Raw genomic sequence first — 24,559 nt, forward strand, 5'->3', positions numbered from 1 at the left:
GTGCGCGCCGCCCACCGCCCTTCACTCCCCCGCCACCTCCACCCGGGCGCGTGGTGGCTGTGGGCGCTCGGCCTGGCGACCGCGGCGAGCCGTACCACGAACCCGGTCCTGCTGGCTCTGCTCGTCGCGGTGGCCGGCAACGTCGTGGCCGCGCGACGGACGAGCGCCCCATGGGCCAACTCGTACGCGGCGTTCCTCCGGCTCGGACTCGTCGTCATCGCGATCCGGGTGGTGTTCCAGGCCGTGTTCGGAGCCGCGGTCAGCGGCACGACGGTGCTGGTCCGACTGCCCCAGGTGCCGCTGCCGGACTGGATGCAAGGCATCCGGATCGGCGGTCCGGTCACCGCTGAGGCGTTGGCCTCTGCCGCGCTCGACGGCCTGCGCCTCGCGGCGGTCCTGGCCTGCGTGGGCGCCGCCAACGCGCTGGCCAACCCCAAACGTCTGCTGGCCAGCGTGCCCGGTGCGCTGTACGAGATGGGCGTCGCCGTCGTGGTGGCGATGACGTTCGCTCCCCAGCTCGTCGCCGACGCGGCTCGAGCCAGAGCCGCGCGGCGGCTGCGTGGCCAGCCGGACCGTGGGCTGCGGGCGCTTCGCGCCGTCGCCGTCCCGGTGCTCGAGGGCGCCATGGAGCGTTCGCTCGCACTCGCCGCGGCGATGGACTCGCGCGGCTACGGACGGACGAGGACGACATCCGGCCGAGCCCGGGTGCTCACCGGCGTGCTCGTCCTCGGCGGCCTGCTCGGCATCTGTGTCGGCCTCTACGGCCTCCTCGACGCCGGCGGACCGCCGGCGCTGGGCCTTCCCCTCCTGGTCGCCGGCGTCGCGGCGGCGGGAACGGGCCTGTTCCTCGGCGGCCGGCGGACGGCCCGCACCCGCTACCGTCCCGACCCCTGGGCGTTGCCCGAGTGGCTGGTCGCCGGCTCCGGCATCGCCTGCGCGGCCAGCTTCATGTGGTCTCAGGCCACCGGCGCCGACGGCCTCGTCGTGGCGACCACACCGCTCGCCGTGCCGCCCTTGCCGGCCGTCGCGGCGGTCGGCGCGCTCCTCGCTCTCCTTCCGGCGTGGCTGGCACCTCCGCCGCCGACGCCCGCCGGCCGAACCGCGGAGGTCTTCCGGTGATTCGCTTCGAATCCGTCACGGTCTACTACCCCGAGCAGCCCGAGCCGGTCCTGCGGGACGTCACCTTGCACGTGGCGGAGGGCGAGCTGTGTCTGGTCGTCGGTCAGACCGGAAGTGGCAAGTCGACCTTGCTCCGGGCGATCAACGGTCTGGTTCCGCACTTCACCGGCGGAACTCTGATCGGACGGGTGCTCGTGGACGGCCGCGACACCCGCACGCACCGCCCTCGCGACCTGGCCGACGTCGTCGGCGTCGTCGGGCAGGACCCGCTTGCCACGTTCGTCACGGACACGGTGGAGGACGAGCTCGCCTACGGCATGGAGTCGCTCGGCCTTCCCGGCGACGTCATGCGGACCCGTGTCGAGGAGACCCTCGACCTCCTCGGGCTGGCCGAGGTGCGCGCGCGTCCGATCAGCACGCTATCGGGCGGGCAACGGCAACGGGTCGCGATCGGCGCCGTGCTGACCACTCAGCCTCGAGTTCTCGTCCTGGATGAACCCACCTCGGCGCTCGACCCGCAGTCCGCCGAGGAGGTCCTGGCCGCCCTGCAGCGGTTGGTGCACGACCTCGGGGTGACCGTCGTCCTCGCCGAGCACCGGCTGGAGCGGGTCGTGCAGTACGCCGACCGGATCGTGGCGCTGCCGGGCCGCGGGCGACGACCGACCGTGGGCGCACCCGCCACCATCATGGCGTCCTCCACCGTCGCGCCGCCGGTCGTCGAGCTGGGGCGCCTGGCGGGGTGGGATCCCCTCCCGCTGAGTGTTCGCGACGCCCGGCGGCTCGCCGCTCCGCTGCGGGACCGGCTCGCCGGCCAACCGCGTGTGAGCGGGCAGCCGTCGAGAGACGCCGCGAGCTCGGCCGGCGTCCACGACGACCTGCCGGCCGCGACCATGCGTGGGGTGACGGTGCGGTATGGCGGGCGACGCTCCACCGCACCGCCCGCCCTGCGTGACGTCGACCTCAGCGTGCGGCGCGGCGAGATCGTCGCGCTCATGGGACGGAACGGCGCCGGCAAGTCCACGTTGCTCAGCACCCTCGTCGGCTTGGTCCGGCCAGCCTCCGGCGCGGTCCGCGTCGGCGACCTCGACCCCACCGTGTCCCCACCGAAGGAGATCGCGCGCACGGTGGGGCTGGTGCCCCAGGAGCCGGGCGACCTCCTCTACGCCGAGACAGTGGCGCGGGAGTGCCGACAAGCGGACCAGGACTTCGACGCGGAGGCGGGGCGCTGCGCCGCCATCCTCGCCCGACTCGCTCCGGGAATCCCCGCCGATCGGCATCCTCGTGACCTGTCGGAAGGGCAGCGACTGTGCCTCGCCCTCGCCGTGGTCCTCACCGGCGACCCGCCGGTGCTCCTTCTCGACGAGCCCACCCGAGGCCTCGACTACCTCGCCAAGCGGCGACTGACCACCATCCTGCGGGAGCTCGCCAGCGGCACCGACGGCGAGCCTCACGCCGTCGTCTTCGCCTCCCACGACGTCGAGCTCGTCGCGGAGGTCGCCGACCGCGTGGTCGTCCTCGCCGACGGCGAGGTGGTGGCCGACGGACCCGTCGAGTCGGTTGTGGTCGCCTCGCCGACGTTCGCTCCCCAGGTGGCGAAGATCCTCCGACCGCTTCCCCTGCTCACCGTCTCGCAGGTCGCCGAGGCTCTCCGGGAAGCGTCATGACGTCCCTTCGGTCCGCGCACGCACGGGCGGTGCCGCTTCGGGTTCGTCCACGCTCCGCGCTCGCCCTCACGCTGGCCTGCCTCGTCGGCGTCGCCGGGTACGGCTGGCCGTTCCTCGCCGACTCGACCAGTTCCATCGGTGGTCACTCGACGGACGCGCCCTATCTGTTCGCCCTGCTGCTGCCACTCGTGGTCGCGATCGTGGTCGCCGAGCTCAGCGACGGCGGCATGGACGCCAAAGCGGTCGCGATGCTGGGTGTACTGGCGGCGGTCGGGGCTGGTCTGCGCGCCGTGAGCCCGGGCACGGGCGGGTTCGAGCCCACTCTCTTCCTCGTGGCGCTGGCGGGACGCGTCTTCGGCGCGGGATTCGGCTTCGCGCTCGGCGCGACCATGATCGTGGCCAGTGGCCTGGTCACGGGCGGGGTCGGACCGTGGATGCCGTACCAGATGCTGGGGCTGGCCTGGGTGGGCATGGGAGCCGGGCTCCTGCCGGGTGGCACCGGCAAGGGCGAGCGGTGGCTCCTCGCCGGCTACACCGCGATCGCGAGCCTCGCCTTCGGCGCTCTGCTCAACCTGTCGTTCTGGCCGTTCACCACCAGTCTGCCGCCGACCATGGCCTACACGAGCGCCGCGTCGGCAGGCACCAACCTGGCCCACTACGCGGCGTTCTACGTCACGACGTCGCTGGGGTGGGACGCGGTCCGCGCCGTCGTCAACGCCACGCTCGTCGTCCTCGCCGGCCGTGCGATCCTGTCGACCCTGCGGCGGGCCGCGCGGCGGGCCGCCTTCGATGCGGAACCCGTGTTCCGTCCTCCCTTCCATCCGACGTCGACACGTCAGTCGAGGGCGGCGTCGGACCCGGACCAGGTCGACGACGGTGCCGTAGTGAGAGACACCGCCGACACGGCCAGGCGGCGGGAGAAGACAGATGACAACCCGGCGCCTTGTTGACATGCTCAGGAGACGTGCCGGGTTCTGATATCAGAACGGACGAGCGCCGTCGGCGTTCCGCACGCCGTGCCGCGCTCGGTGTCCTTCTCCGCGCGTTCCCGGGTCGGACGACTCTCCTCGCCATCCTCGCGCTGCTCGGCGGAATCCTGCCCACCGGCTTCGCGCTCCTGGTGGCCCAGCTGGTCGACCTCCTCCCCGTGGCGGTCACCAGTGGCTTCGACTCAGCGCACGGGCGCCGGGTCATCGGGACGCTGATCGGGATCGGGGTCGTCCTCGTGGCCCAGGAGCTCATCCGGGTGCTCCGCGAGCTCCACTCCACCGATCTGTACCGACGGCTCGACGAGTACCTCCTGTCCCGCGTGATGGCGACCACGATGTCGGCGCCTCGGCTCGACCTGTTCGAGGATCCCGAGCTCGCCGCGGCCACGAACCGGGCGGTGCGCATCGCCCGCTACGGTCCGGGCGAACTGGTGAGCGGGCTGAGCTACCGCTGGACCTCGGTCGCGCAGGGGCTCGCCGCCACTGCCCTGGTCGCCACGGTGTGGCCGCTCGCCGCGGCGTGCCTGCTCGTCCTGTGGTTCGTCGTGAGCCGCCACCTGCGGGCCGACTTCTACCGCGCCAACCCCTTCTGGGCCGAACCGCTGCGCCGAGCGGTCTACCTCAAGCGGCTCACCCTGATGCCCGAGTGGGCCAAGGAGCTGCGCGTCTTCGGCCTGACCGACTTCGTCGTGAGGAGGTTCGGCGAGGAGTGGTCGCGGGTGATGGACGAGCTCTGGCGCACGCGCCGCGTGGGGTACCGGACCACCACCGTCCTCACCGTCGCGATCCTCGTCGCCAACCTCGCGGTGATCCTCCTGGCCGTCCGGGACGCCCTGCGCGGCGCCATGGACACCGCCTCGCTCGTCGTCCTCATCCAAGGGCTCTTCGCCATGGCTCTCATCGCCGCACAGGACGGCGACATCTGGATCGAGAACGGCGCGATCCCGGTGCCGGACGTCCTCGCGCACGAGCGGGCAGCGGCCAAGGTCACGCCCGCGCCCGACCCGACGGCCCGTCCGGCCACCGGCATGCCCCGCCGAGAGATCCGTTTCGACAACGTGCGGTTCGGCTACCCAGGCCGCGACCGCCCGGTCTTCGACGGTCTCGACCTCACCATCGAGGCGGGCCGATCGCTCGCCGTCGTCGGTCTCAACGGCGCGGGCAAGACGACCCTGATCAAGCTGCTCACCGGCCTCGTCCAGCCGCAGGGCGGTCGCATCCTCGTCGACGGGGTCGACCTCGCCGAGCTTGACCTGGTGAGCTGGCGGCGGATGGTCGCGGCGATCTTCCAGGACTTCGTCCGCTACCAGCTACCCGCTCGGGAGAACATCGGCTTCGGAGCGGTGGAGACGCTCACCGATCCGAGGGCGGACGACCGAATCCTCGCCGCGGCCCGAAAGGCGGGCGCCGACGCGATCATCGAACGGCTGCCGGCAGGGCTCGACACGATCCTCTCCCGCCGTCACGACGGAGGCGTCGACCTGTCCGGCGGTCAGTGGCAGCGCATCGCGCTCGCGCGGGCCATGGCCGCGGTGGGCACAGGCGCACGGGTGCTCGTCCTGGACGAGCCGACCGCCCACCTCGATGCTCGCGCCGAGGCCGACCTGTATGACCGGTTCCTCGATCTGACGTACGGACTGACGTCGATCGTGATCAGCCACCGCTTCTCCACCGTCCGGCGGGCCGACCGGATCGTCGTCCTCGACGGCGGGAGGATCGTCGAGGACGGCAGCCACGACGAGCTCGTGGCAGCCGGCGGACGCTACGCCACGCTGTTCCACGCCCAGGCCATGCGCTACTACGACCTCACGGCGGAGGCCGCCGATGGCTGACTCCACACCCTGGTCCGGCGCCCGGCCTCCCGCGAGCCGACTGCGCGCGGCCACCGTCATGCTCGGCATCGCCTGGCAGGCAGACCGGCGGCGCGCGGTCCTCGCGTTCGGGATCTTCACCGTCCAGGCGCTTGTGACGGCCTCCTTCGCCTGGTGGCTCAAGCTCCTCCTCGACGGGCTCGCGGCAGGCGAGACCTGGCGTGTGGTCGCCGCGGCGGGAGCGGTGGCCGCGTGCGTGACCGCCGGCACCGGCTTGGACTACGCGGGGAGCCGAGTCCGGATGGCCCTCAACGAGCGCGCCCACCACCTGGTCGAACGTCAGCTCGCCGAGACGCTGGGCCGCACACCGACTCTCGAGATCCACGAAACCCCCGAGCACCTCACCCAGCTGGAGCTCCTCGACCAGGAGTCCTGGGAGTTCGGTGAGGCCATTCCCTCGCTCGTCCAGCTCACCAACACCGCCGTTCAGGTCGTCGTGACCGTCGTTCTGCTGGCGAGCGTCCATCCCCTGCTGCTCCTGCTGCCGGCGTTCGGCGCGCCGATGCTCTTGCTGAGCTCGCGGATCAACGGCCTCTACGAGCTCGGTGACGAACTCGCCGCGGCACCGCAGCGACGCGCCAACGACTTGTGGGACCTGGCCACGCTCGGCGACGCCGCGAAGGAGGTTCGACTGTTCCGGCTGGCGCCGGAGATCCTGCGACGGTTCCACGAAGCGCACCGCGAGATCAGAGCGACGCATCTTCGCGTCCAAGGCCGAGGTCTCGCCCTGGGTTTCGCCGTCCGACTCGCGTTCCTCGTCGGCTACTTCGGCGCGATCCTCTTCGTGGTCGACCAGGCGGTACGCGGTCGGGTGAGCGTAGGTGACGTCGTGCTGACCGCGGTCCTGGCCGGCCAGGTGCTCAACCTCGTGGACGGGTCTGGGGAGATCCTGCAGTGGACGCTGCGCACGCTCACCGCGGCGAGCCGCTTCGTGTACCTCAACGACGTCGCGAGCCGCAGTCGAGCGACCGTCGACGCGAGGCGCACGGTCCCGGAACGCCTCCGCTCGGGCATCGTCCTCGACCACGTCTCGTACCGCTATCCCCGCAGCGAGGCCGACGCGCTCCACGACGTCAACCTCACCTTGCCGGCCGGCTCGACCGTCGCCATCGTCGGCGACAACGGCGCGGGGAAAACCACTCTGGTCAAACTGCTCGCTGGGCTGTACCAGCCGACGAGCGGGCGGATCATGGTCGACGGGATCGACCTGGCCACGCTCGACCCGGATCGCTGGCGTGCCCGGGTGTCGGCGGCGTTTCAGGACTTCGCACGCTGGGAGTTCACCGCCGGCGAGGCGGTGGGAATCGGCGACCTCGCCGGTGTCGACGACCGGGTCGACCCCGAGCGAGTGACCGCCGCGCTCGACCGAGCGGGCGCGAGCGACCTGCTCGACACGCTGCCGAGAGGGCTCGACACCCAGCTCGGGCCGAGCTGGCCCGGGGGCATCGACCTGTCCGGCGGACAGTGGCAGAAGCTCGCGATCGGCCGAGCCATGATGCGCACGGCTCCCCTGCTGCTGCTCCTCGACGAGCCCACGGCGGCGTTGGACGCCGAGACCGAGCACCTGCTCTTCGAGCGTTGGACGGCGGCGGCTGCTGCGGTGCGCCGCACGACCGGCGGCGTGACCGTGCTCGTGTCGCACCGGTTCTCGACCGTGCGGATGGCCGACCTCATCGTGGTGTTGGACCGCGGCCGGGTCGTCGAGGTCGGCAGTCACGCCGACCTCGTGGCTCGACGAGGCGGCCGTTACGCCGAACTCTTCGAGCTCCAGGCTCGCTCCTACCGGTGACGTCGGCCGCATCCGCCGTACCGTCCTGGACGGTGGGGCCGGGTCAGCGCCGATCTGCCACCGGAGCTCGCGCTCGAACGGTTCTCATCGTCGTCCTGGTGCCACGCGGCTCCACGTTCGTCGCCGTCAGCTCACCGTTGGACGGCTGGACCGTCGACGCAACGCTCGGCGATCCGGGCGCCGCCTCACCGAGGTCGCCCGGCCGCGGCGGCGGGCTCGGCCGCCTCCAGCCTGCGGAGGATGTGGGCGCACGCGGCGGCATCGAAGCGGCCCCCGCGTGCCCGCAACCGGGCCGCGATCTGGCGTCGGTGCGCCGGCTCCTTCGTCCCGGCGTACTTGAACTTCGCGCGGACGTCGGTCACGGTGAGCTCGGCGCCGCGCAGGCCAGGGAGCAGCCGTCGGTCGGGTCCGGTCGTCGAGACCGGCACACGACCGCTGTTCGGTTCGAAGTGGGCGAGCTGGCGGTTGAGCAGGGCCGCCTTCTCCTCCGGGTCGTCGATGATCCGGACATCGCAGATGAGCTGGACGGTGGCGTAGTACGACGTCGGCACACCCAGCTCCGGTGGCGACCCCGGCTCGGCCTGCCAGGCCGCGGTGGCGTACACGTAGTCGTCGACGACGCTCAACACGCAGCGGGGGTTCGCCTCGAGCAGCGGCCACACGGGGTTGGGCCGAGCCAGGTGCAGCCAGGCCGTGGCGATCCCGTCGAACACGAAGTGGGTGGGCACCACGACCGGGACGTCACGGTCACGCCCGGAGGCCACCAACTGGCCGAAGTCGTGCTCGGCGAGCCAGGATCGCCATTCCTCGTCGGCCGCCTGATCCCAGGGGTGGATGAGCACGCCCCGCCTCCCCTTCGTTCGTCGCTCGCACCCGGGGGGTGCTAGGTCGAGAAATTTTGTTACAGTACAAACTTGTGACTGTGTCTACACAATATTCCATCCGTGGCTCGACGTCGAGCGAGATCGCGGCGAGCGTGGAGTCCGGCGTGCGCTCAGGTGCGCTCGGGGCTGGCACTCTCCTGCCACCGGTGCGGCGGCTCGCGGCCGATCTCGGCGTGAGCCCAGGCACCGTCGCGGCCGCCTACCGGACCCTGCGCCAGCGTGGCGTCATCGAGACCCACGGGCGCCGAGGAAGCCGGGTCCGCGCTCGGCCCCCGATAGCGCCGCGCAGCAAAGGCCCGCTCCCCGTGCCACCGGGAGCTCGCGACGTCGCGAACGGTGCCCCGGACCCAGCGTTGCTCCCCGCGCTCGGACCCCGGTTGCGGAAGCTCTCCCCGGAGCCGGTCCTCTACGACGTCACCGGACCGCTGCCAGCGCTCGCCGAGCTCGCACGCGACCGACTAGCCGCCGACGGCGTGCCGAGTGATGCCCTCACCGTCGCGAGCGGCTGCCTCGACGCCGTGGAGCGCGTCCTCGCCACACACCTACGCCCCGGTGACGCCGTAGCGGTCGAGGATCCCGGCTGGTCCAACCTGCTCGACTTGCTCGCCGCGATGAACCACCCAGCCGTCCCCGTCCCCGTCGACGACGACGGGCCATCGGCCAGGGGTGTCGCCGAGGCCCTCCGTCGCGGAGCGCGAGGTCTCGTCCTCACCAATCGCGCCCAGAACCCGTGGGGAGCCTGCGTGACCGCCGCACGGGCCGACGAGCTCCGCGCGGTGCTCCTCGCGCACCCGGACACGCTGCTCATCGAAGACGATCACGCCGCCGAGCTGGCGACCACGCCGTTGTACTCACTCGCCGGCACGACACACCACTGGGCCTACGTGCGATCCGTCTCCAAGCCTCTCGGTCCCGATCTACGCTGCGCCGTCGTCGCCGGCGACGAGGAGACCATCGACAGGGTCGAAGGACGTCAGCGGCTGGGCGCGCGGTGGGTCTCGACGGTCCTGCAGTCGCTCGTGGTCGCGCTGTGGCGGGACCCGTCCGTCGACGCGCTCGTCGCCCGGGCGGCGAAGCGCTACGACGAACGGCGGACCGCGCTCCTCGCGGCACTTCACCGGCGCGGCGTCGCCGCCCACGGTCGCTCCGGCCTCAACGTGTGGGTCCCGGTCGCGGACGAGACGGCGGCCTGCGCCCGCCTGCTGGAGGCGGGGTGGGTGGTGGCGCCTGGCTGGATGTACCGGATCGCGAGCGGGCCGGGCATTCGCATCACGACCAGCGCGCTTCGCGACGAGCGTGACGTGGAGGCGCTGGCCACCGCCGTCGCTGCCGCGCTCTCCCCCGCTCGGGTGCCAGTGAGCGTCTAGTCGTCGACCACCTTGTCGAGGAACGACGTCCCACCGACTGGACGTCCCATGGAACAGCCGAACCCGTCCTGGGAGCACTGCCGCGCACCACAACCGACGCGAGGTCCGACCGCGCGGACACCCGATCAGGAGGGACGTCCGGGTGTCACGACCGTGTCGAGCAAGCCATAGCTCAGCGCTTGCTCGGTGGTGAGAAACCGACCCTGTCGCAGGTCCGCGAGAACCGTCTCGACGTGCTGGCCCGTCGCCTCGGCGAGCAGCTCGGTCAGGGCACGCACCATGCGCGCGTACTCCTCCGCCACCGTCCCGACCTCTGTCGCGCGTCCGCGCACGTGTGTCGCCGGCGGCTCGACCAGGCGGAAGCGCGCATGCGGGTAGGCCACGCGTCTCGGCGCGGCAGCCAGGACGCCCAGCGCCGCGCCGCTCACCTCACCGACAGCCACCGCGGTGAGCTCCACGCTCAGCGCCCGGATCGTGTCAGCGAGGCTCAGCGCGGCGCCCAGCTCCCCTTCGGCACAGGCGAGATGCATCCGGACCGGCTCCGCGGCGCGAGCCTGGAGCGCGAGGAGCTGAGCGGAGGTCCGGTTGGCCATCGCCGCGTCGAGAACGCCCCGAGCGACCACGACGCGCTGGTCGAAGAGGCGCTCTTGGAGGAACGAGTCGAATGTCGGCTGCTGGTCGCTCATGCACCGCCCTCCACGCGTGGCCCGTCGCCATGACCTCCTGTGGGCGACGACCTCCTGTGGGTGACGCTAGCTCGCGGACCGCCAGCACGACGTCTCCGGTCGCCCGACCGTCGCGTGCCGCCAGGGGTGTTACCGGGTGGGCGAGCTGGACACGAACGGGGGTTGGCGAACGACGAAGGCCTCCTGCCGCCCCCGAACGTCCACCGACACCGAGGCTCCCTCACCCACCCCCGCGTCCAGCAACGCGAGCCCGATGCCACACCGCAGGGTCGGCGAGAAGGTGCCACTGGTCACGGTGCCCAACGGTGCTCCGCCGACATCGCGAACCGTCATGCCGGGGCGAGGAATCGCCCGTCCCTGAGAGACGATCCCACGCAGCCGCCGACTCGGTCCGGACTCCCGCTGCGCGACCAGCACGTCTCGGCCCCAGAAGCGCGGCTTGGCCCAGCCGACCGCCCAACCGAGCCGCGCCTCCACCGGCGTGACCTCGAGGGAGATGTCCTGGCCGTGCAGCGGGTAGCCCATCTCCGTGCGGAGCGTGTCACGCGCGCCGAGGCCGCAGGGCAGTGCGCCGTACGCGGCGCCGGCCTCCAGGAGGGCGTCCCACACACGTCCAGCGTCCTCGGCCGGCGTCACGATCTCGTAGCCGCGCTCGCCGGTGTAACCGGTCCGACAGACGGTGAGCGGGACGCCGTCCCAGTCCACCGTCACGAACGACATGTAGGAGTGGTCTGCCGGCAGGCTGAGGTCGGAGAGGAGCTCGCCGCTGCGGGGACCTTGGACCGCGATGATCGCGTAGTCCTCGTGCAGGTTCACCACCTCGACACCGGCCGGTGCGGCGACGCTGAGCCGGCGGACCACCTCCGCGCAGTTGGCGGCGTTCGGCACCAGGAAGACCTCATCGGGCCCGCGCAGGTAGGCGATCAGGTCGTCGACGATCCCGCCGGTCCGATCGTCGCAGCACAACGTGTACTGCGCCTGCCCGGGCTCGATCTTGGTGAGCGCGTTCGTGAGGGTGGCGTCGACGTACGCCGCGGCACCGGGCCCACTCACCCGTGCCTTGCCGAGATGGCTGACGTCGAAGATGCCCACCGCCGATCGCACCGCCGCGTGCTCTTTCAAGACACCGGCGCCGGCGTACTCCAGCGGCATCTCCCATCCGGCGAACTGCGCGAACTTCGCGCCGCGAGCCACATGTCGATCGTGCAGCGGGGAGCGGGTCATGCCGGGAACCTACCGCTCCTGGCTCGCTCGAGGTTCCTGGCCCGCCAAGTGGCCGCCCGGATCGCCCCCAGCTGACCGGTACGCGTACGATCCGCCGAAGGTCCATGAGAGCCGTCGACGTCCGCCAGCACCAGGCCGTGGCTTCGCGGACGTCACCGAGGGGGAGGGAACCGACGTGAGCGTTTCCGGTCCGAACATCAGCGTGGCGACTGTCGCTGCGCGCTCGGCGAAGGTCGATGCCGTCGTGATCGGTGTGGCCCCCAGCGACGGAGGCCTGGCGCTGGCACCCGGCTCGGACGACGTCGATGCCGCGCTCGGTGGCACCCTCACCCAGACCCTCACCAGACTCGGGGCGAAGGGCAAGGCCGACGAGGTGACGGTGCTGCCGTCGGGCGGCGCCCTCGTCGCTCCCCTCGTGGCCGCGGTCGGCCTCGGCTCCGAGGACCCGAGCCCAGAGGCGTTGCGTCGGGCCGCCGGCGCCGCCGTGCGCGCGTTGGCCGGCCGAGCGGACACGGTAGCGCTCGCCCTCACCGACGCGGACCCGACCACTGTTGGCGTCCTGGCCGAAGGGGCTCTGCTGGGCGCCTACTCCTACGACAGGTACCGCTCGGACAACGGCGAGCGTCCCCGCCCGGTCTCGGCGGTCACGGTGCTCACCTCGCACCGTCGGGACAAGGAGACCAAGGCGGCCCTGGAGCGGGCCCAAACCATCGCCCGCGCGGTCAACCTGGCCCGCGACTGGGTCAACACCTCGCCATCCGACCTCTACCCCGCCGTGTTCGCCGAGGAGGCCCGGGCCGCTGGGAAGCGCGCCGGGCTCAGCGTGGAGATCCTCGACGAGAAGGCGTTGGAAGCCGGCGGCTACGGCGGGATCCTCGGGGTGGGCAAGGGGTCGCAGCGCCCACCGCGGCTCGTCCGGTTGAGCTACCGGCCCTCCCGGGCGACGAAGCACCTGGCGTTCGTCGGCAAGGGGATCACCTTCGACACGGGTGGGATCTCGCTCAAGCCGAGCGACGCCATGATCACGATGAAGAGCGACATGAGCGGCGCCGCGGCGGTGATCGCGGCCGCCGCGGCGGTGGCCGACCTCGGACTTCCCGTCGCCGTGACGGCGTGGGCCCCCATGGCGGAGAACATGCCGTCCGGATCGGCCCAGCGTCCGTCCGACGTCTTGCGCATCTACGGCGGCAAGACGGTGGAGGTGCTGAACACCGACGCCGAGGGCCGGCTCGTGCTGGCCGACGCCATCGTCCGGGCCGGTGAGGACAAGCCGAAGCCGGACGTGATCGTCGACGTCGCCACGCTCACCGGAGCGTGCGTGGTGGCCCTCGGGCCGCGCGTCTTCGGGATCATGGCCAACGACGACGACCTCCGCGCGAAGGTCCACCAGATCGCCGAACGCGTCGGCGAGGACGGCTGGCCGCTCCCGATCCCGGAGGGCACCCGGGAGCGCCTCCAGTCCAAGGTGGCCGACCTGGCCAACGTCTCGACGCAGCGACAGGGCGGCGCGCTCGTCGCCGCGAGCTTCCTCGAGGCGTTCGTGGCCGACGGCATCCGGTGGGCGCACCTGGACATCGCCGGGCCGGCGTTCAACGAGTCCGGACCGTGGGGCTACACCCCGGCTGGCGGCACCGGATGCGGGGTCCGGACCCTCGTCGGGCTCGCGGAGGCCGCGGCCGCCGGGGAGCTGTGACGGGCCGCGCCAGACGAGGCGACGTCGACCTGCTCGAACGGACCCTCCCGCGGAGCCTGTCCGTCGAGCGTGCCTCGACTCAGGCGCCCACGTCGCCGGCTTTGCCGAGAGCATCCTTCTCAGCCGCCGCCCGCTTGGCGTTCCACTCGCGCATGCGCTTGGGGTAGCCGACCACCTGCGCGTCGTAGCTCGGGATACCGAGCTTGTTGGCGAACTGGTGGGCCCGCGCGGCGTCGGGAACGCGCCGCCGGGTCCACTCCCCGTCGCCAGCCACGAGCAGCAGTGTCGTGTCGGTCACAGCGGTCCGTGGCTCGACGAACCCCTCGACGCCTTGCCGGGTGCGCGCGAAGTTCGCCAGGTGCTCCATGTCCTCCCGGGACCATCCGTCACCGGACGACGCGCCGGCCCGGAGACGGCGCCGGAACCATCGCAGCATCGCCAGGAACCTCCAGCTTCGCGCACACCAACCGGACGGTTGTCGGCGGAACGCCCCAAGGGCGACGTCGGTTCCCGCATCGTCGCACATCAGCTCCAAGGGATCGAGCCCTTCGCGCGGACCTCGCCCCCACCCGAGGCCGGCACCGCCCCGCGCGCCGAGAGCGGACCGTTTGGCCAGCGATGCGCCGAGGGTGACAAGATGACGGTGGTATGACGACCGGACGAACGCACCGGTCGTCGACAGCACACGACTCGACACGGCTACGGAGGACCCCGTGGCGGACAACGCCGGCACCTCGTTCGACCTTGTGATCCTTGGTGGAGGCAGCGGCGGGTACGCGTGCGCCCTGCGCGCGGCTGAACTCGGCCTGAAGGTCGCCCTGATCGAGAAGGACAAGCTTGGCGGCACGTGCCTGCACCGCGGCTGCATCCCGACCAAGGCGCTGCTCCACGCCGCCGAAGTCGCCGACAACGTCCGTGACAGCGCCGACTTCGGAGTGCTGTCGACGTTCGAAGGCGTCGACATGGCCGGTGTGCACAAGTTCAAGGACGGTGTGATCAACCGCGCGTTCCGCGGGGTCACCGGACTGATCAAGGGGCGCGGCATCACCATCGTCGAGGGCGAGGGACGTCTGGTCTCGCCGAACACCGTGGCCGTCAACGGCACGCACTACACCGCCCCCACCATCGTCCTCGCCACCGGGTCCTACCCCCGCACACTGCCTGGTCTGGAGATCGACGGTGAGCGCGTCATCACAAGTGACCACGCTCTGCAGCTCGACCGCGTGCCCAGCTCGGTGATCGTGCTGGGCGGTGGTGTGATCGGTGTCGAGTTCGCCAGCCTGTGGCGGTCGTTCGGGGCAGAGATCACCATCGTCGAGGCGCTCCCGCGGCTTCTCCCCGCCGAGGACGAGGCGTCCTCGAAGATGCTCGAGAGGGCGTTCCGTCGCCGCGGCATCACCGCCAGGACCAACACCACGTTCAAGGCCGTCGAACGCACCGACGACGGCGTGCGGCTGACCACGGAGTCCGGCGAGACGCTCGAGGCCGAGCTCCTGCTCGTCGCGGTTGGACGCGGCCCGAACACGGCCGGACTCGGTCTCGAGGAGGTCGGCGTCGCCCTTGAACGCGGGTTCGTCCGGACCGACGAGCGGCTTCGCACCTCCGTGCCGGGAATCCGAGCCGCGGGTGACATCGTGCCCGGCCTCCAGCTCGCCCACCGTGGCTTCCAGCAGGGCATCTTCATCGCCGAGGACATCGCCGGTCTCAACCCGCCCGTCATCGACGAGACGGGGATTCCTCGCGTGACCTACTGCGACCCGGAGGTCGCCTCGATGGGACTCACCGAGGCCGCCGCCCGGGACAAGTACGGCGACGATGGGATCGAGACGTTCACCTACGACCTCGCCGGCAACCCCAAGAGCCAGATCCTTCGCACCCAGGGCTTCTGCAAGGTGATTCGTGCCAAGGACGGCCCAGTCGTCGGCATCCACATGGTGGGCGCGCGGGTTGGCGAGCTCATCGGCGAGGCCCAGCTGATCTACAACTGGGAGGCCTTCCCCTCCGAGGTCGCGCAGTTGATCCACATGCACCCGACGCAGAGCGAGGCCATCGGCGAGGCTCACCTCGCGCTCGCTGGCAAGCCTCTGCACGTGCACGGCTGAGCCCTCCATCACCCACGGTCCGGAAACACGACAAGGAGCAAGATGCCGGTCTCCGTCACCCTCCCCCCACTCGGCGAAAGCGTCACCGAGGGAACCGTCACCAGGTGGCTGAAGCAGGTCGGCGACACCGTTCAGGCCGACGAGCCGCTGCTCGAGGTGTCCACGGACAAGGTCGACACCGAGATCCCCGCCCCAGCCTCCGGAACACTGCTGCAGATCCTCGTCCGCGAGGACGAGACCGTTGAGGTGGGCGCCCAGCTCGCCGTCATCGGGTCGGAGGAGGAGGCTGCCGCGACGCCGCAGGAGCCCACACCAGCGCCCGCCGAGGCGGCCGCCCCTGAGCCCACGCCCGCCGCACCCCCGGCGGAGCCAGCGCCAGCGCCAGCGCCGCAACCCACGGCGGGCGCTGACGAGCAGACGGTTCCGGTGACCCTGCCCCCTCTCGGCGAGAGCGTCACCGAGGGAACCGTCACCAGGTGGCTGAAGCAGGTCGGCGACACCGTTCAGGCCGACGAGCCGCTGCTCGAGGTGTCCACGGACAAGGTCGACACCGAGATCCCCGCCCCAGCCTCCGGAACACTGCTGCAGATCCTCGTCGGCGAAGACGAGTCGGTCGAGGTCGGCGCCCAGCTGGCTGTCATCGGGACCGGCGTGGCCGCCGCACCGACGCCGGCCGCGCCCGCCCCGCAGCCGCCAGCTCCTCAGCCTCCGCCGGCCCCCACCCCGCCGCCGGCGCCTGCGCCTACACCTGCACCCACGCCCGAGCCGCCGACCGCGGCCGCGCCACAGCCAGCGCCGCGACCGACCCCGGCGCCGGAGCCAGCACCCGCGCCGCAGCCACCGGCCCCGCAGCCGGCGCCCACGCCGCCGCGCCCGGAGCCCGTGGCACCTGCCGCCGAGGTCGCCGGTGGGCGGCAGTACGTCACCCCTCTGGTCCGCAAGCTCGCCGCCGACCTCGGCGTCGACCTGTCGACCGTGCGCGGCACTGGCGTCGGCGGTCGTATCCGCAAGCAGGACGTGCTCGACGCCGCTCGGGCTCAGGAGGAGGCGGCTCGCGCCGCGGCACAGGCCACGCCCGCCGCACCCGCGCCGGCTGCCGCGGCACCCGCCCAGCCGAGTCCGCTGCGTGGCACCACGGAGAAGATGTCCCGTGCCCGCAAGGTGATCGCGCAGCGAGTGCACGAGTCGCTGCTGAACACGGCCCAGCTCACCACGGTGGTCGAGGCCGACGTGACCGCGATCGCCAAGGTTCGCGACCGGGTCAAGCGCGCGTTCGAGCAGCGGGAGGGCGTCAAGCTGACCTTCCTGCCGTTCTTCGCCAAGGCGGCGCTCGAGGCGCTGAAGGAGCACCCGAAGATCAACGCCTCGATCGACGTCGAGAAGGGCGAGATCACCTACCACGACACCGAGAACCTGGTGATCGCCGTCGACACCGACCGCGGCCTCATGGTTCCGGTGATCCACAACGCCGGCGACCTCAATGTCACCGGATTGGCCAAGCGCATCACCGACCTGGCCGAGCGGACGCGGCTCGGCAAGATCACGCCGGACGAGATCTCCGGTGGCACGTTCACCATCACCAACACCGGAAGCCGCGGCGCGCTGTTCGACACGCCGATCTTCTTCCAGCCTCAGGTGGCCATCCTCGGCACCGGTGCCGTGGTGAAGCGTCCGGTCGTGGTGGACACGCCGTTGGGTGAGACGATCGCCGTCCGCCACATGGTCTACCTCGCCCTCAGCTACGACCACCGGCTCATCGACGGCGCCGACGCCGCCCGCTTCCTCAACGCGGTCAAGCGTCGGCTGGAGGACGGCAGCGTCGCGGCGGAGTTCACCTCCTGACGAGCTGGAGGGCCACCACCTCCGGCCACCGGGTTCGACTCCGAACGCGTGGGGGACGCTCAGGTCATGCGCTACGTACTGGCCGGGGCCTCGGGGTTCCTGGGGCGCGCGCTCCGGGCGCGGCTGACCCGCGCCGGCCACGAGGTCACCCGGCTGGTACGTCGCGAGCCCCGCGGGCCGGACGAGGTCCAGTGGGACCCGGCACGCGGACGACTCGACGGACGGGTCCTCGAGGGCGCGGACGCCGTGGTCAACCTCGCGGGTGCGAGCATCGGGCGGATCCCCTGGACGAGGTCCTACCGGGAGACCTTGGTCTCCAGCCGTGTTGACACCACGGGCACCCTCGCCCGAGAGCTAGCCAACCTGAGCGATCCCCCGGTCTTCGTCGTCCAGAGCGCGAGCGGCTACTACGGCAAGGAGCGGGGCGACGACGAGCTCGACGAGGACTCACCCCCGGGTACCGGCTTCCTCGCCGACCTGGTACACCGCTGGGAGCAGGCCGCCGAGCCCGCCGAGCGCGCGGGAGTCCGGGTGGTCTGGCTGCGCACCGCGGTCGTCCTCGACCGGTCCGGGGGCATCTTCCCGCTGATGCTGCTGCCGTTCCGGTTCGGCCTCGGCGGACGCCTGGGATCCGGGCGACAGTTCATGCCGCTGGTGTCCTTGCGCGACTGGGTCGAGGTCGTGCCGTTCGTGGTCGAACGAACGGAAAGCCACGGCGCGTACAACGTCACGCTGCCTGAACCAGCCACGAACGCCGACCTGACGGCGGCGATCGGCGCGGCGCTCGGCCGTCCCACTCCCCTCCGAGTTCCCGCACCCTTGATCCGTCTCGCCCTGGGAGAGCTGTCCGGTGAGCTCGTGGGCAGTGTCCGGTTGCGACCCCGGCGACTCCTCGCCGAGGGCTTCGCGTTCCGTGACCCGGACGTCCAGTCGCTGGTCCGTGCCGGACTCCACCAGACCGAGCCGGGTCCGGCGTGAGCGGCCGTGGGCCCACCGGTCGGCGGCCGTGCCTCCCCTACCGCGCGGTGACCGAGCGATGGTTCAGGCGGCCTCGATCCGGGCAATGAGCCACCCGGCCGCGGGCTCGCGGACGAGGGTGATGCGACGGGTCGTCCACGGACCGGCCGGCTGAGGGGTTCGCACCCCCGACGGACTCACGATCGTGTACGCCTGGAGCTGGTCGGTCACGACGAGCACCACCTTGTCGTCCGTCTCGGACGCCACGTCGAGCTCCTTGATCTCGAAGCGCAGACCCTCGACTCGGCACCCGGCGCGGACGCACTTGTCGATCTCGGTCCGGTCGGCGGCCAGCAGATCCGATTCGCTGACGTAGACCGACGCCAGAAGGCTGGGATCCGACTCCGCGAACGCCCTCGCGCGTCGGCTGTCCAGCTCGGTCAGGACGTGTCGCCAGCGCGCCTGGGGATCGGCGGTCTCGGACGGATCCGCTGGAACAGGCTCGGCCGTGGGCGAGGACTCAGCCGTCGCCGTGGGCGTCGTGGCCGACGTGCTGGGTGGCATCAGCACGAGGGTCGGCGTGGCCGTTGCGGCGGGCCCGGCCGGCGGGGACGTGCGCGTGCGCGTACCGGTGTCGAGCTGTGCGACGGTGGGCGCCGTCGGAGGCGTCAGGTGGGCCCACGCCAAGCCGCCCGCCAGAGCCCCACCGAGGAGGAGCGCCACACCACCGCCAGCGAGGAGGACCGGTCGCAGGCGTGACGTGTCGTCCTCGTCCTCGTCCGCGCCGTCCACCGCCCCAGCGGGGATAGCCGCGGCGACGCCGGTGAACTCACGGAACGGTGGAGCGTCGTGGCCGGCGGACGTCGACGCCTCAACGCGGTGGCTCCCGTCGGCGCTGCCGGCGTGGGTCCCACCGGATCCGTCGGCGCGGTCGGATGCCGACGACGCGTCATCCGTCCGCCCCAGCATCGCGGCGAGATCGGCGTCGCCGAGGACGAGGCCGATGGGGAACCGGACAGGCGAGGGCGGGCAAGCGCTGTAGAGCAGCTCGGCGAACATCGCCGCGTCAGGTCGACGCGCGGGCAGGGGTTGGAGACCGACGGTGACCGCGTGGACCATGGCGGACGGCAGGTCGGCGGCGGCCTCAGCGAGCGGCATCCGAGGTTGTCCGAGGCGCGGCTGAAGCCCGGTCAACGCCGCGTGGCCCACGGCCGCCAGAGCGTAGACGTCGCTCGCGGGTGTGGGCTGGCCGCCGGTGGCGGGGTCGGCGTACCCGTGGGACGGTGGTGCGTCACCGCCCTCAACCAGCCCGAGGATGCCGACGTCCGCGAGGAGAGGGCGCCCCTCAGCGGTGAACACGATCGCCTCTGGTGTCACGTCACCGTGGACGAGGCCATGCTCGTGGACTGCCGCGAGCGCCTCCGCGACCGGCGCCAGGGCGGTCACCACCTCACCGGGGTCGAGGGCGCCACGCCCGCTCAGCAACTCGTCGAGACTCCCTCCGTCGGCACGGTCGAGGACGAGCACGACGTCCGCGCCGAGAGGCACCATCTGGCGCACGCGGACGAGGTGAGGGTGGCCGATCGAGTCCAGCAGCGCGAGCAGACGGCGCACGTCGTCGTGCGTACGGTCGGCGCGCAGCCGGAGGCGCTTGAGGAGTACCTCCTCCCCGGTGACGGCCGAGCGAGCGTGCCAGGTCTCGCTCCCGACGCCGGTGTCACGCAAGGGGCCCAGCTCGTATCCGGGCACTCGGAGATCGCCGCGCATATCGGGGAAGCCTGTCAGACCGAACCGGTCGACGTCGGACGTTGTCCACAGGGACAAGAGGCTGTGGGTGGGCCAGCCACCCCGCCGTCGTCGCGGACACGTGTCCCGCTCACGGCGGGTGCGGTGGGGCGACGCGGGACGTCACCGCGACTCCGCTGAGCCGATCTCCTCATTGGCGGCGATCAGCCACTCCCCGGACGCGTCACGTTCGAGCGTCATGCGGAACCGACGCGGTTCACCGCCCTCGTGCGGGTAGAGCCGGTCACCGATCCGCAGGCTGTAGGGCTGCAGCTGGCTCACCGCCTCGACCACCACCCGCTCCTCGCTCTCGGAGATCACCTTCAGCGACAGGATCGGCGTGTTGAGGCCGACGACACTGGTGACGTTGTTGGCCGCGTGCTCCTCCATGTTCGCCAGCTCCTCCTGCAGGACGACGGAGCCCGCCTTGTAGATCCTGCGGAGCTGGTCTCGATCGAGCTCCTCCCAGGCCTTGGTACGCCGCCGGTCGAGCTCGGTCAGGACTCGAGCCCAGCGCGCCTCGGCGGGGGTCCGAGGAGTCCACCGCGGGCTGGCGGTCGGTGGCGCGGGCGACGGCTGGCTGGTGGACGGTTCCTCGCCAGGTTCACTGGTCGGTCGCGTCGTCGGGGCGGTGCGAGGTTCGGTCCGTGACGACGAGTCGGCCAAACTCCGCCACCCCAGCACTCCCACCGTCACGACGAGGGCGAGCACGACGGGAACGCCCACGAGCAGCGCGACCAGTCGACCTGTCCGGCGACCTCGGCTGTCGTCCTCCACGTCGTCGTCCGCTGGCGGCGTCGGTCTGGAGGGCGGCGGCGTGGGCGGTGGCACGGACGTAGAGGGCGCGAACGCCTCCGCTGGGTCACCGTGTGGAGCCTGCCGAGGCGGAGCCGGAGGAGACTGCGGCGGCGGGGTCGGACCCGGCTGCGTGGGGGCCGGCGGTGCGGACACGCTGACGGACGTGATGGCCGGGCCCGGCTCAGGCATGGGCGGCCCGGGCGGCGGAAGCACGTCGCTCGACGGTGTGGGGAACCGAATCGGGACAGCCGCGGCCGCCGCCTCGACCTGCGCCGCGAACTGCGCGGCGCCAGGACGCTGCTCCGGTTTGCCTTGCAGTCCCGCCTCCACCACGTGAGCCAGCGGCGGCGGAACCCCGGGTGCCAGCTGGAGCAGGGGACGGCGCGCCGGCCCCGGCTCCGGCGGCGTTCCCGTGAGCGCGGTGTAGCAGACCGCTGCCAAGCCATAGACGTCACCGGCCGGAGTGGCCGCCTCGCCCGGCTTGCGCGCCGGGTCGGTGTACCCGAACGTGCCGGCGGTCGGCCCGTCGCCGTCGTCGACCAGGCCGAGCAGCCCGACGTCCGCCAGCAAGGGAGTGGCGTCCGCGGCGAGAAGGATGTTCTCCGGCGTCACGTCGCCGTGGACGACGCCGCGCTCGTGCAGGGCGGCCAGCGCGCGGGCGACAGCTCCCGCCATCGTCACCACCTCGCCGGGGTCGAGGGTTCCCCGCGCCAGCAGGAGCTGCCCGACGCTGCCTCCTTCGGCGTAGTCGAGCACGAAGACGAACTCATCGCCGCACGGAATCAGCTGGAGAACCCGGGCGAGGTTCGGGTGGCGGATCGCGTCGAGGGCCGCCAGCACACGACGCGCGGCCTCCTGCGCGTCGGCGTCCCTCGGCCGTACCCGCTTCAGCGCGACCTGGGCTCCCGACGCCTGCTCTCGGGCCAGCCACACCTCACCCGCTGGTCCGGCGCCCAGCAGGCCCTCGATGTCGTAGCCCTCGACGGAGAAGTCGCCCTGCATGCTCCCCAAGCCTCCCAGAGTGACGCCCGGAGCCCCTCAGCCAGGTCGCCGATCCCCCAGCGACGGCGAGCGGGCCAGCGCGTGGGCCGCGGACGCGCTCCTCACCCGGTGGAGGAGCCTGGGAGGCACAGGCGCACCTCCGGTGTCCTCGGACCGCCGATCTGCGACTCCTGCAGGATGCGCCACGCCGTCGAGCCCTCGAGAGGCACGACCTCGATCCGGACCCTCTTCAACGGCCCGCCCTCGCAGCGGTACCGCTTCCCGTCGGTGGTGACGATGGTGTACGGGGTCTCCTGGCGCTCGACCTCCAAGAGGATGGACTTCGGCCGTTCGGAGACCACGAAGATGCTGTGGATCGGTCGGCGCAGGCCCAGAACCCTGGCCACGGAGTTCGCGGCCATCTCCCGCATGTACTGACGGTTCTCGGTGTAGGCGGGCGAGTCCTGGATGTACAGCGTGGTGAGCTGGTCCGGGTCACGCTCGGCGAACGCCTTCGCCCGCCGCTCCTCGAACAGCTCCAGTGCGTTCTTCCAGCGAGCGGTCAGAGGGTCGAGCGAGACGGTGGGGCTGGGCGTGGGAGTCGGTGTGCGCGACCGGGTCGGCGTTGGTGACGGGTCCGCGACCGGCGTTCCATTGGTGGACAGCTGCCACACGACGATGCCGGTGATGGCGACGACGACCAGCACAGCCGCCGCGAGGATGAGGTACAGCCGCGGCGAGCGCGCACCGTCCGCACTTCGATCGGTGCCGCGTTCGTCCCCGAGCCGCGTCAGGAAGCCCTCCGGCGTCGATCGGATCGGCGACCCCGCACCCGGCGCACCGGGCCGTCCCACCGCTCGCGGACCGTCGCTCGGCGCCCCTGCGCGCCAGCCGGGCGACGTCGCTGGGCTCGAGACCGGTCCAGGCGGCCGCACGGCCGCAGCGGGTGGTGGGCCACCGTGCGGGGACACCGGTCCGCGGGAGGCGGGTGGGCCGGCGGGCGGGCCGTACGGGGCAGGCCCCGACCCCTCGGCGGACCTGGTCGGAGCGTCCGCCTGCTCCGGTCCGTAGAACGGCGCCTCCTCAAGATCCGGTTGCGCCTCCGGGAGGCGGATCGGCGCACGGCGGCACGACGCTTCGAGGAGCGTGCCGAACTGGCCCATGTGCGGTCGCATGTCCCAGGCGCGCTGCAAGCCCGCCTCGACCGCGTGGGCGAGGCCTGGTGGAACGCCGGGCGCGACCTGGTGCACCGGTCGATGTCCCTTCGGTCGCGGGACCAGCCCGGTCAACGCCATGTAGCAGATGGCGGCGAGGCTGTAGACGTCACCGGCCGGCGTGGGTTCGGACTCCTGCGTCTCCGCCGGATCGAGGTACGGGTTGGGCTCCTCGTCGTCGGACGGTGCGGCCAGGCGCCCGAACGCCAGGCCGCTGACCATAGGGGTGCCGTCGGCGCTGAGCAGGATGGTGTCGGGCGAGAGGTCGCCGTGGACGAGACCTCGTTCATGGGCTGCCGCCAACGCGGATGCCACCGTCGCGCCGAGCGTGACGACCTCGCCGGGGTCGAGGGTCCCCCGCACGAGGAGTAGCTGCCCGAGAGTCCCACCTTCGATGTGCTCGAGCACGAGCACGAGCTCCTCGTCGAGGGGCAGCAGCTCCCGCACCCGGCGGATGTTCGGGTGGTTCAGCGTCGACAGGCGTTCGACGAGCCGACGCGCGTCCTCAGCAGCGTCGCGGTCACGGAGGCGCATGCGGTGGAGCGCCACGTGGACGCCCGTCGACTCCTCGCGAGCGAGCCAGGTCTGCCCGCCGCGGCCGGCGCCCAGCAGGCCCTCGATCTCGTACCCGTCCACGTCGAAGTCGCTCCGCACGGTGCTAAGCCTTCCAGAAGGACCCCACAGCCGGCGGCGCGGTGGCTGCGGGTACCTACACAGACCCTGTGTCCTCGTCGCTGCGAAGAGTGAGCGAACGAACCGATCATGGCACACCGATCCAGGCCGCCGAGGAGGATGTACCACGAGGCCTGGACGGACCGATCGGCGGGATGGCCGATTCGTCGACGCCGCGCACGAGGCGACCAGGAAGTCGGCGCGACGACAGTAGGCTGCGGGACATGGTCGCACCGCGGTTCGTTCGGCTTGGGTTCGGTCCAGAGGCACGCGACTACGAAGAGGTGTGGGCGGAGCAGCGTCGCCTCCATGCCCAGCGGGTGGCCGGGGAAGTTCCGGACACCGTCCTTCTCCTCGAGCACCAGCCGGTCTACACCGCCGGGAAGCGCACCCAACCACACGAGCGACCGTTCGACGGCACACCTGTCATCGACGTGGACCGCGGCGGCAAGATCACCTGGCACGGCCCGGGTCAGCTCGTGGGCTACCCCATCGTGCGACTGCCCGAGCCCATCGACGTCGTGGCCTTCGTCCGTCGGCTCGAGCAGGCGCTCATGGACGTGTGTGCCGACATGGGTCTGGCGACCACGCGGATCGAGGGGCGCAGTGGTGTGTGGGTACCCGCGGACGAACGCGGCGCCGCGCGGAAGATCGCGGCGATCGGACTGCGCGTCGCCCAAGGTGTGACGATGCACGGCTTCGCGCTCAACTGCGACTGTGACCTCAGCGCGTTCGATCGCATCGTCCCGTGCGGTATCACCGACGCGGGTGTCACCTCGCTGTCGGTGGAGCTAGGTCGTCGGGTCGGCGTCGAAGACGTCCTCGAGGCCACGGAAGCCCGGCTCACCGCGATGCTCACGCCGCACGGCGTCAGCCGCGTCGCCTGAGAACGTCGCGCTCACGAGGGGGCCAGCGTTCGCCG

The 24,559-nt window shown here is 71.8% G+C and carries 18 protein-coding genes; 11 read left to right on the forward strand and 7 right to left on the reverse strand.

The features are described from left to right. The 5 genes from DFJ64_RS01445 to DFJ64_RS01465 are packed head-to-tail and all read left to right on the forward strand — an operon-like array spanning position 1 to position 7,432. Positions 1-1,119 (forward strand): CbiQ family ECF transporter T component, encoded by a 1,119-nt coding sequence (locus tag DFJ64_RS01445; RefSeq protein WP_115848804.1) that lies wholly within the window; start codon positions 1-3, stop codon positions 1,117-1,119. Next, a complete protein-coding gene (locus DFJ64_RS01450; protein WP_115851728.1) occupies positions 1,116-2,783 on the forward strand; it encodes an ABC transporter ATP-binding protein in 1,668 nt (555 codons plus the stop codon). The genes DFJ64_RS01445 and DFJ64_RS01450 overlap by 4 nt, the downstream gene beginning before the upstream one ends. Next, positions 2,780-3,733 carry an ECF transporter S component gene (locus tag DFJ64_RS01455; RefSeq protein WP_115848805.1) on the forward strand — a complete coding sequence of 318 codons (954 nt, stop codon included), beginning with the start codon at positions 2,780-2,782 and terminating at the stop codon, positions 3,731-3,733. The genes DFJ64_RS01450 and DFJ64_RS01455 overlap by 4 nt, the downstream gene beginning before the upstream one ends. Before the next feature lie 14 nt (positions 3,734-3,747). After that, positions 3,748-5,604 carry an ABC transporter ATP-binding protein gene (locus DFJ64_RS01460; protein ID WP_245940893.1) on the forward strand — a complete coding sequence of 619 codons (1,857 nt, stop codon included), beginning with the start codon at positions 3,748-3,750 and terminating at the stop codon, positions 5,602-5,604. After that, positions 5,597-7,432 carry an ABC transporter ATP-binding protein gene (locus DFJ64_RS01465; protein WP_115848806.1) on the forward strand — a complete coding sequence of 612 codons (1,836 nt, stop codon included), beginning with the start codon at positions 5,597-5,599 and terminating at the stop codon, positions 7,430-7,432. Before DFJ64_RS01460 ends, DFJ64_RS01465 begins: the two co-directional genes overlap by 8 nt. Before the next feature lie 185 nt (positions 7,433-7,617). Here DFJ64_RS01465 and DFJ64_RS01470 read toward each other — a convergent pair whose 3' ends face one another. After that, complete coding sequence (locus DFJ64_RS01470) at positions 7,618-8,274, reverse strand: FMN-binding negative transcriptional regulator (RefSeq protein WP_115848807.1); 657 nt, start codon at positions 8,272-8,274, stop codon at positions 7,618-7,620. Between the two features lie 80 nt (positions 8,275-8,354). Between DFJ64_RS01470 and DFJ64_RS01475 the strand changes: the two genes are divergently transcribed. Continuing rightward, on the forward strand, positions 8,355-9,683 hold the full coding sequence (locus DFJ64_RS01475) for an aminotransferase class I/II-fold pyridoxal phosphate-dependent enzyme (RefSeq protein WP_115851730.1): 1,329 nt from the start codon (positions 8,355-8,357) through the stop codon (positions 9,681-9,683). A 125-nt stretch (positions 9,684-9,808) separates the two neighbouring features. Here the strand turns inward: DFJ64_RS01475 and DFJ64_RS01480 are convergent, their stop codons facing one another. Together DFJ64_RS01480 and gcvT are read right to left on the reverse strand one after the other, a co-directional pair. Beyond that, positions 9,809-10,369, reverse strand: a complete 561-nt coding sequence (locus DFJ64_RS01480; RefSeq protein ID WP_115848808.1) for an ATP-dependent Clp protease proteolytic subunit — start codon at positions 10,367-10,369, stop codon at positions 9,809-9,811. A 129-nt stretch (positions 10,370-10,498) separates the two neighbouring features. Beyond that, positions 10,499-11,593: a glycine cleavage system aminomethyltransferase GcvT gene (gene gcvT / locus DFJ64_RS01485; RefSeq protein WP_115848809.1), complete on the reverse strand. Its 1,095-nt coding sequence runs from the start codon at positions 11,591-11,593 to the stop codon at positions 10,499-10,501. Between the two features lie 175 nt (positions 11,594-11,768). Here gcvT and DFJ64_RS01490 point away from each other — a divergent pair, with 175 nt between their 5' ends. Beyond that, entirely contained in the window at positions 11,769-13,286 is a 1,518-nt protein-coding gene (locus DFJ64_RS01490) for a leucyl aminopeptidase (RefSeq protein WP_245940894.1), read from the forward strand. A 79-nt stretch (positions 13,287-13,365) separates the two neighbouring features. Here the strand turns inward: DFJ64_RS01490 and DFJ64_RS01495 are convergent, their stop codons facing one another. Then, positions 13,366-13,722 (reverse strand): hypothetical protein, encoded by a 357-nt coding sequence (locus tag DFJ64_RS01495; RefSeq protein ID WP_115851731.1) that lies wholly within the window; start codon positions 13,720-13,722, stop codon positions 13,366-13,368. 277 nt (positions 13,723-13,999) lie between these two features. Here DFJ64_RS01495 and lpdA point away from each other — a divergent pair, with 277 nt between their 5' ends. The 3 genes from lpdA to DFJ64_RS01510 all read left to right on the forward strand — a co-directional run bounded on the left by lpdA (position 14,000) and on the right by DFJ64_RS01510 (position 18,208). Then, positions 14,000-15,388, forward strand: coding sequence for a dihydrolipoyl dehydrogenase (lpdA, locus tag DFJ64_RS01500; RefSeq protein WP_115848811.1), 1,389 nt, complete (start codon positions 14,000-14,002; stop codon positions 15,386-15,388). A gap of 42 nt (positions 15,389-15,430) precedes the next feature. Continuing rightward, a complete protein-coding gene (gene sucB / locus DFJ64_RS01505) occupies positions 15,431-17,230 on the forward strand; it encodes a 2-oxoglutarate dehydrogenase, E2 component, dihydrolipoamide succinyltransferase (RefSeq protein ID WP_115848812.1) in 1,800 nt (599 codons plus the stop codon). 66 nt (positions 17,231-17,296) lie between these two features. Beyond that, the gene (locus DFJ64_RS01510) at positions 17,297-18,208 is read left to right on the forward strand and encodes a TIGR01777 family oxidoreductase (protein ID WP_115851732.1); all 912 of its coding nucleotides are present in this window, start codon (positions 17,297-17,299) and stop codon (positions 18,206-18,208) included. A gap of 63 nt (positions 18,209-18,271) precedes the next feature. Here the strand turns inward: DFJ64_RS01510 and DFJ64_RS01515 are convergent, their stop codons facing one another. From DFJ64_RS01515 to DFJ64_RS01525, 3 genes are all read right to left on the reverse strand, one after another. Further along, on the reverse strand, positions 18,272-19,954 hold the full coding sequence (locus DFJ64_RS01515) for a protein kinase domain-containing protein (protein WP_115848813.1): 1,683 nt from the start codon (positions 19,952-19,954) through the stop codon (positions 18,272-18,274). A gap of 141 nt (positions 19,955-20,095) precedes the next feature. After that, the gene (locus DFJ64_RS20035; RefSeq protein WP_115848814.1) at positions 20,096-21,772 is read right to left on the reverse strand and encodes a serine/threonine-protein kinase; all 1,677 of its coding nucleotides are present in this window, start codon (positions 21,770-21,772) and stop codon (positions 20,096-20,098) included. Positions 21,773-21,873: 101 nt separating this feature from the next. Continuing rightward, entirely contained in the window at positions 21,874-23,619 is a 1,746-nt protein-coding gene (locus DFJ64_RS01525; RefSeq protein ID WP_170152462.1) for a serine/threonine protein kinase, read from the reverse strand. A gap of 242 nt (positions 23,620-23,861) precedes the next feature. Here DFJ64_RS01525 and lipB point away from each other — a divergent pair, with 242 nt between their 5' ends. Further along, positions 23,862-24,524, forward strand: a complete 663-nt coding sequence (gene lipB, locus DFJ64_RS01530) for a lipoyl(octanoyl) transferase LipB (protein WP_115848816.1) — start codon at positions 23,862-23,864, stop codon at positions 24,522-24,524. Positions 24,525-24,559: the final 35 nt, after the last annotated feature.

It is taken from the genome of Thermasporomyces composti (assembly GCF_003386795.1).
Classification (GTDB): Bacteria; Actinomycetota; Actinomycetes; order Propionibacteriales; family Actinopolymorphaceae; genus Thermasporomyces; species Thermasporomyces composti.

Excerpts from the sequence above, each read along its gene's own strand:
- sucB (WP_115848812.1), top strand. The coding sequence starts at position 15,431 with ATGCCGGTCTCCGTCACCCTCCCCCCACTCGGCGAAAGCGTCACCGAG.
- gcvT (WP_115848809.1), bottom strand. The coding sequence starts at position 11,593 with ATGACCCGCTCCCCGCTGCACGATCGACATGTGGCTCGCGGCGCGAAG.
- DFJ64_RS01495 (WP_115851731.1), bottom strand. The coding sequence starts at position 13,722 with ATGCTGCGATGGTTCCGGCGCCGTCTCCGGGCCGGCGCGTCGTCCGGT.
- DFJ64_RS20035 (WP_115848814.1), bottom strand. The coding sequence starts at position 21,772 with ATGCAGGGCGACTTCTCCGTCGAGGGCTACGACATCGAGGGCCTGCTG.
- DFJ64_RS01465 (WP_115848806.1), top strand. The coding sequence starts at position 5,597 with ATGGCTGACTCCACACCCTGGTCCGGCGCCCGGCCTCCCGCGAGCCGA.
- DFJ64_RS01515 (WP_115848813.1), bottom strand. The coding sequence starts at position 19,954 with ATGCGCGGCGATCTCCGAGTGCCCGGATACGAGCTGGGCCCCTTGCGT.
- DFJ64_RS01480 (WP_115848808.1), bottom strand. The coding sequence starts at position 10,369 with ATGAGCGACCAGCAGCCGACATTCGACTCGTTCCTCCAAGAGCGCCTC.
- DFJ64_RS01510 (WP_115851732.1), top strand. The coding sequence starts at position 17,297 with ATGCGCTACGTACTGGCCGGGGCCTCGGGGTTCCTGGGGCGCGCGCTC.
- lipB (WP_115848816.1), top strand. The coding sequence starts at position 23,862 with ATGGTCGCACCGCGGTTCGTTCGGCTTGGGTTCGGTCCAGAGGCACGC.
- DFJ64_RS01455 (WP_115848805.1), top strand. The coding sequence starts at position 2,780 with ATGACGTCCCTTCGGTCCGCGCACGCACGGGCGGTGCCGCTTCGGGTT.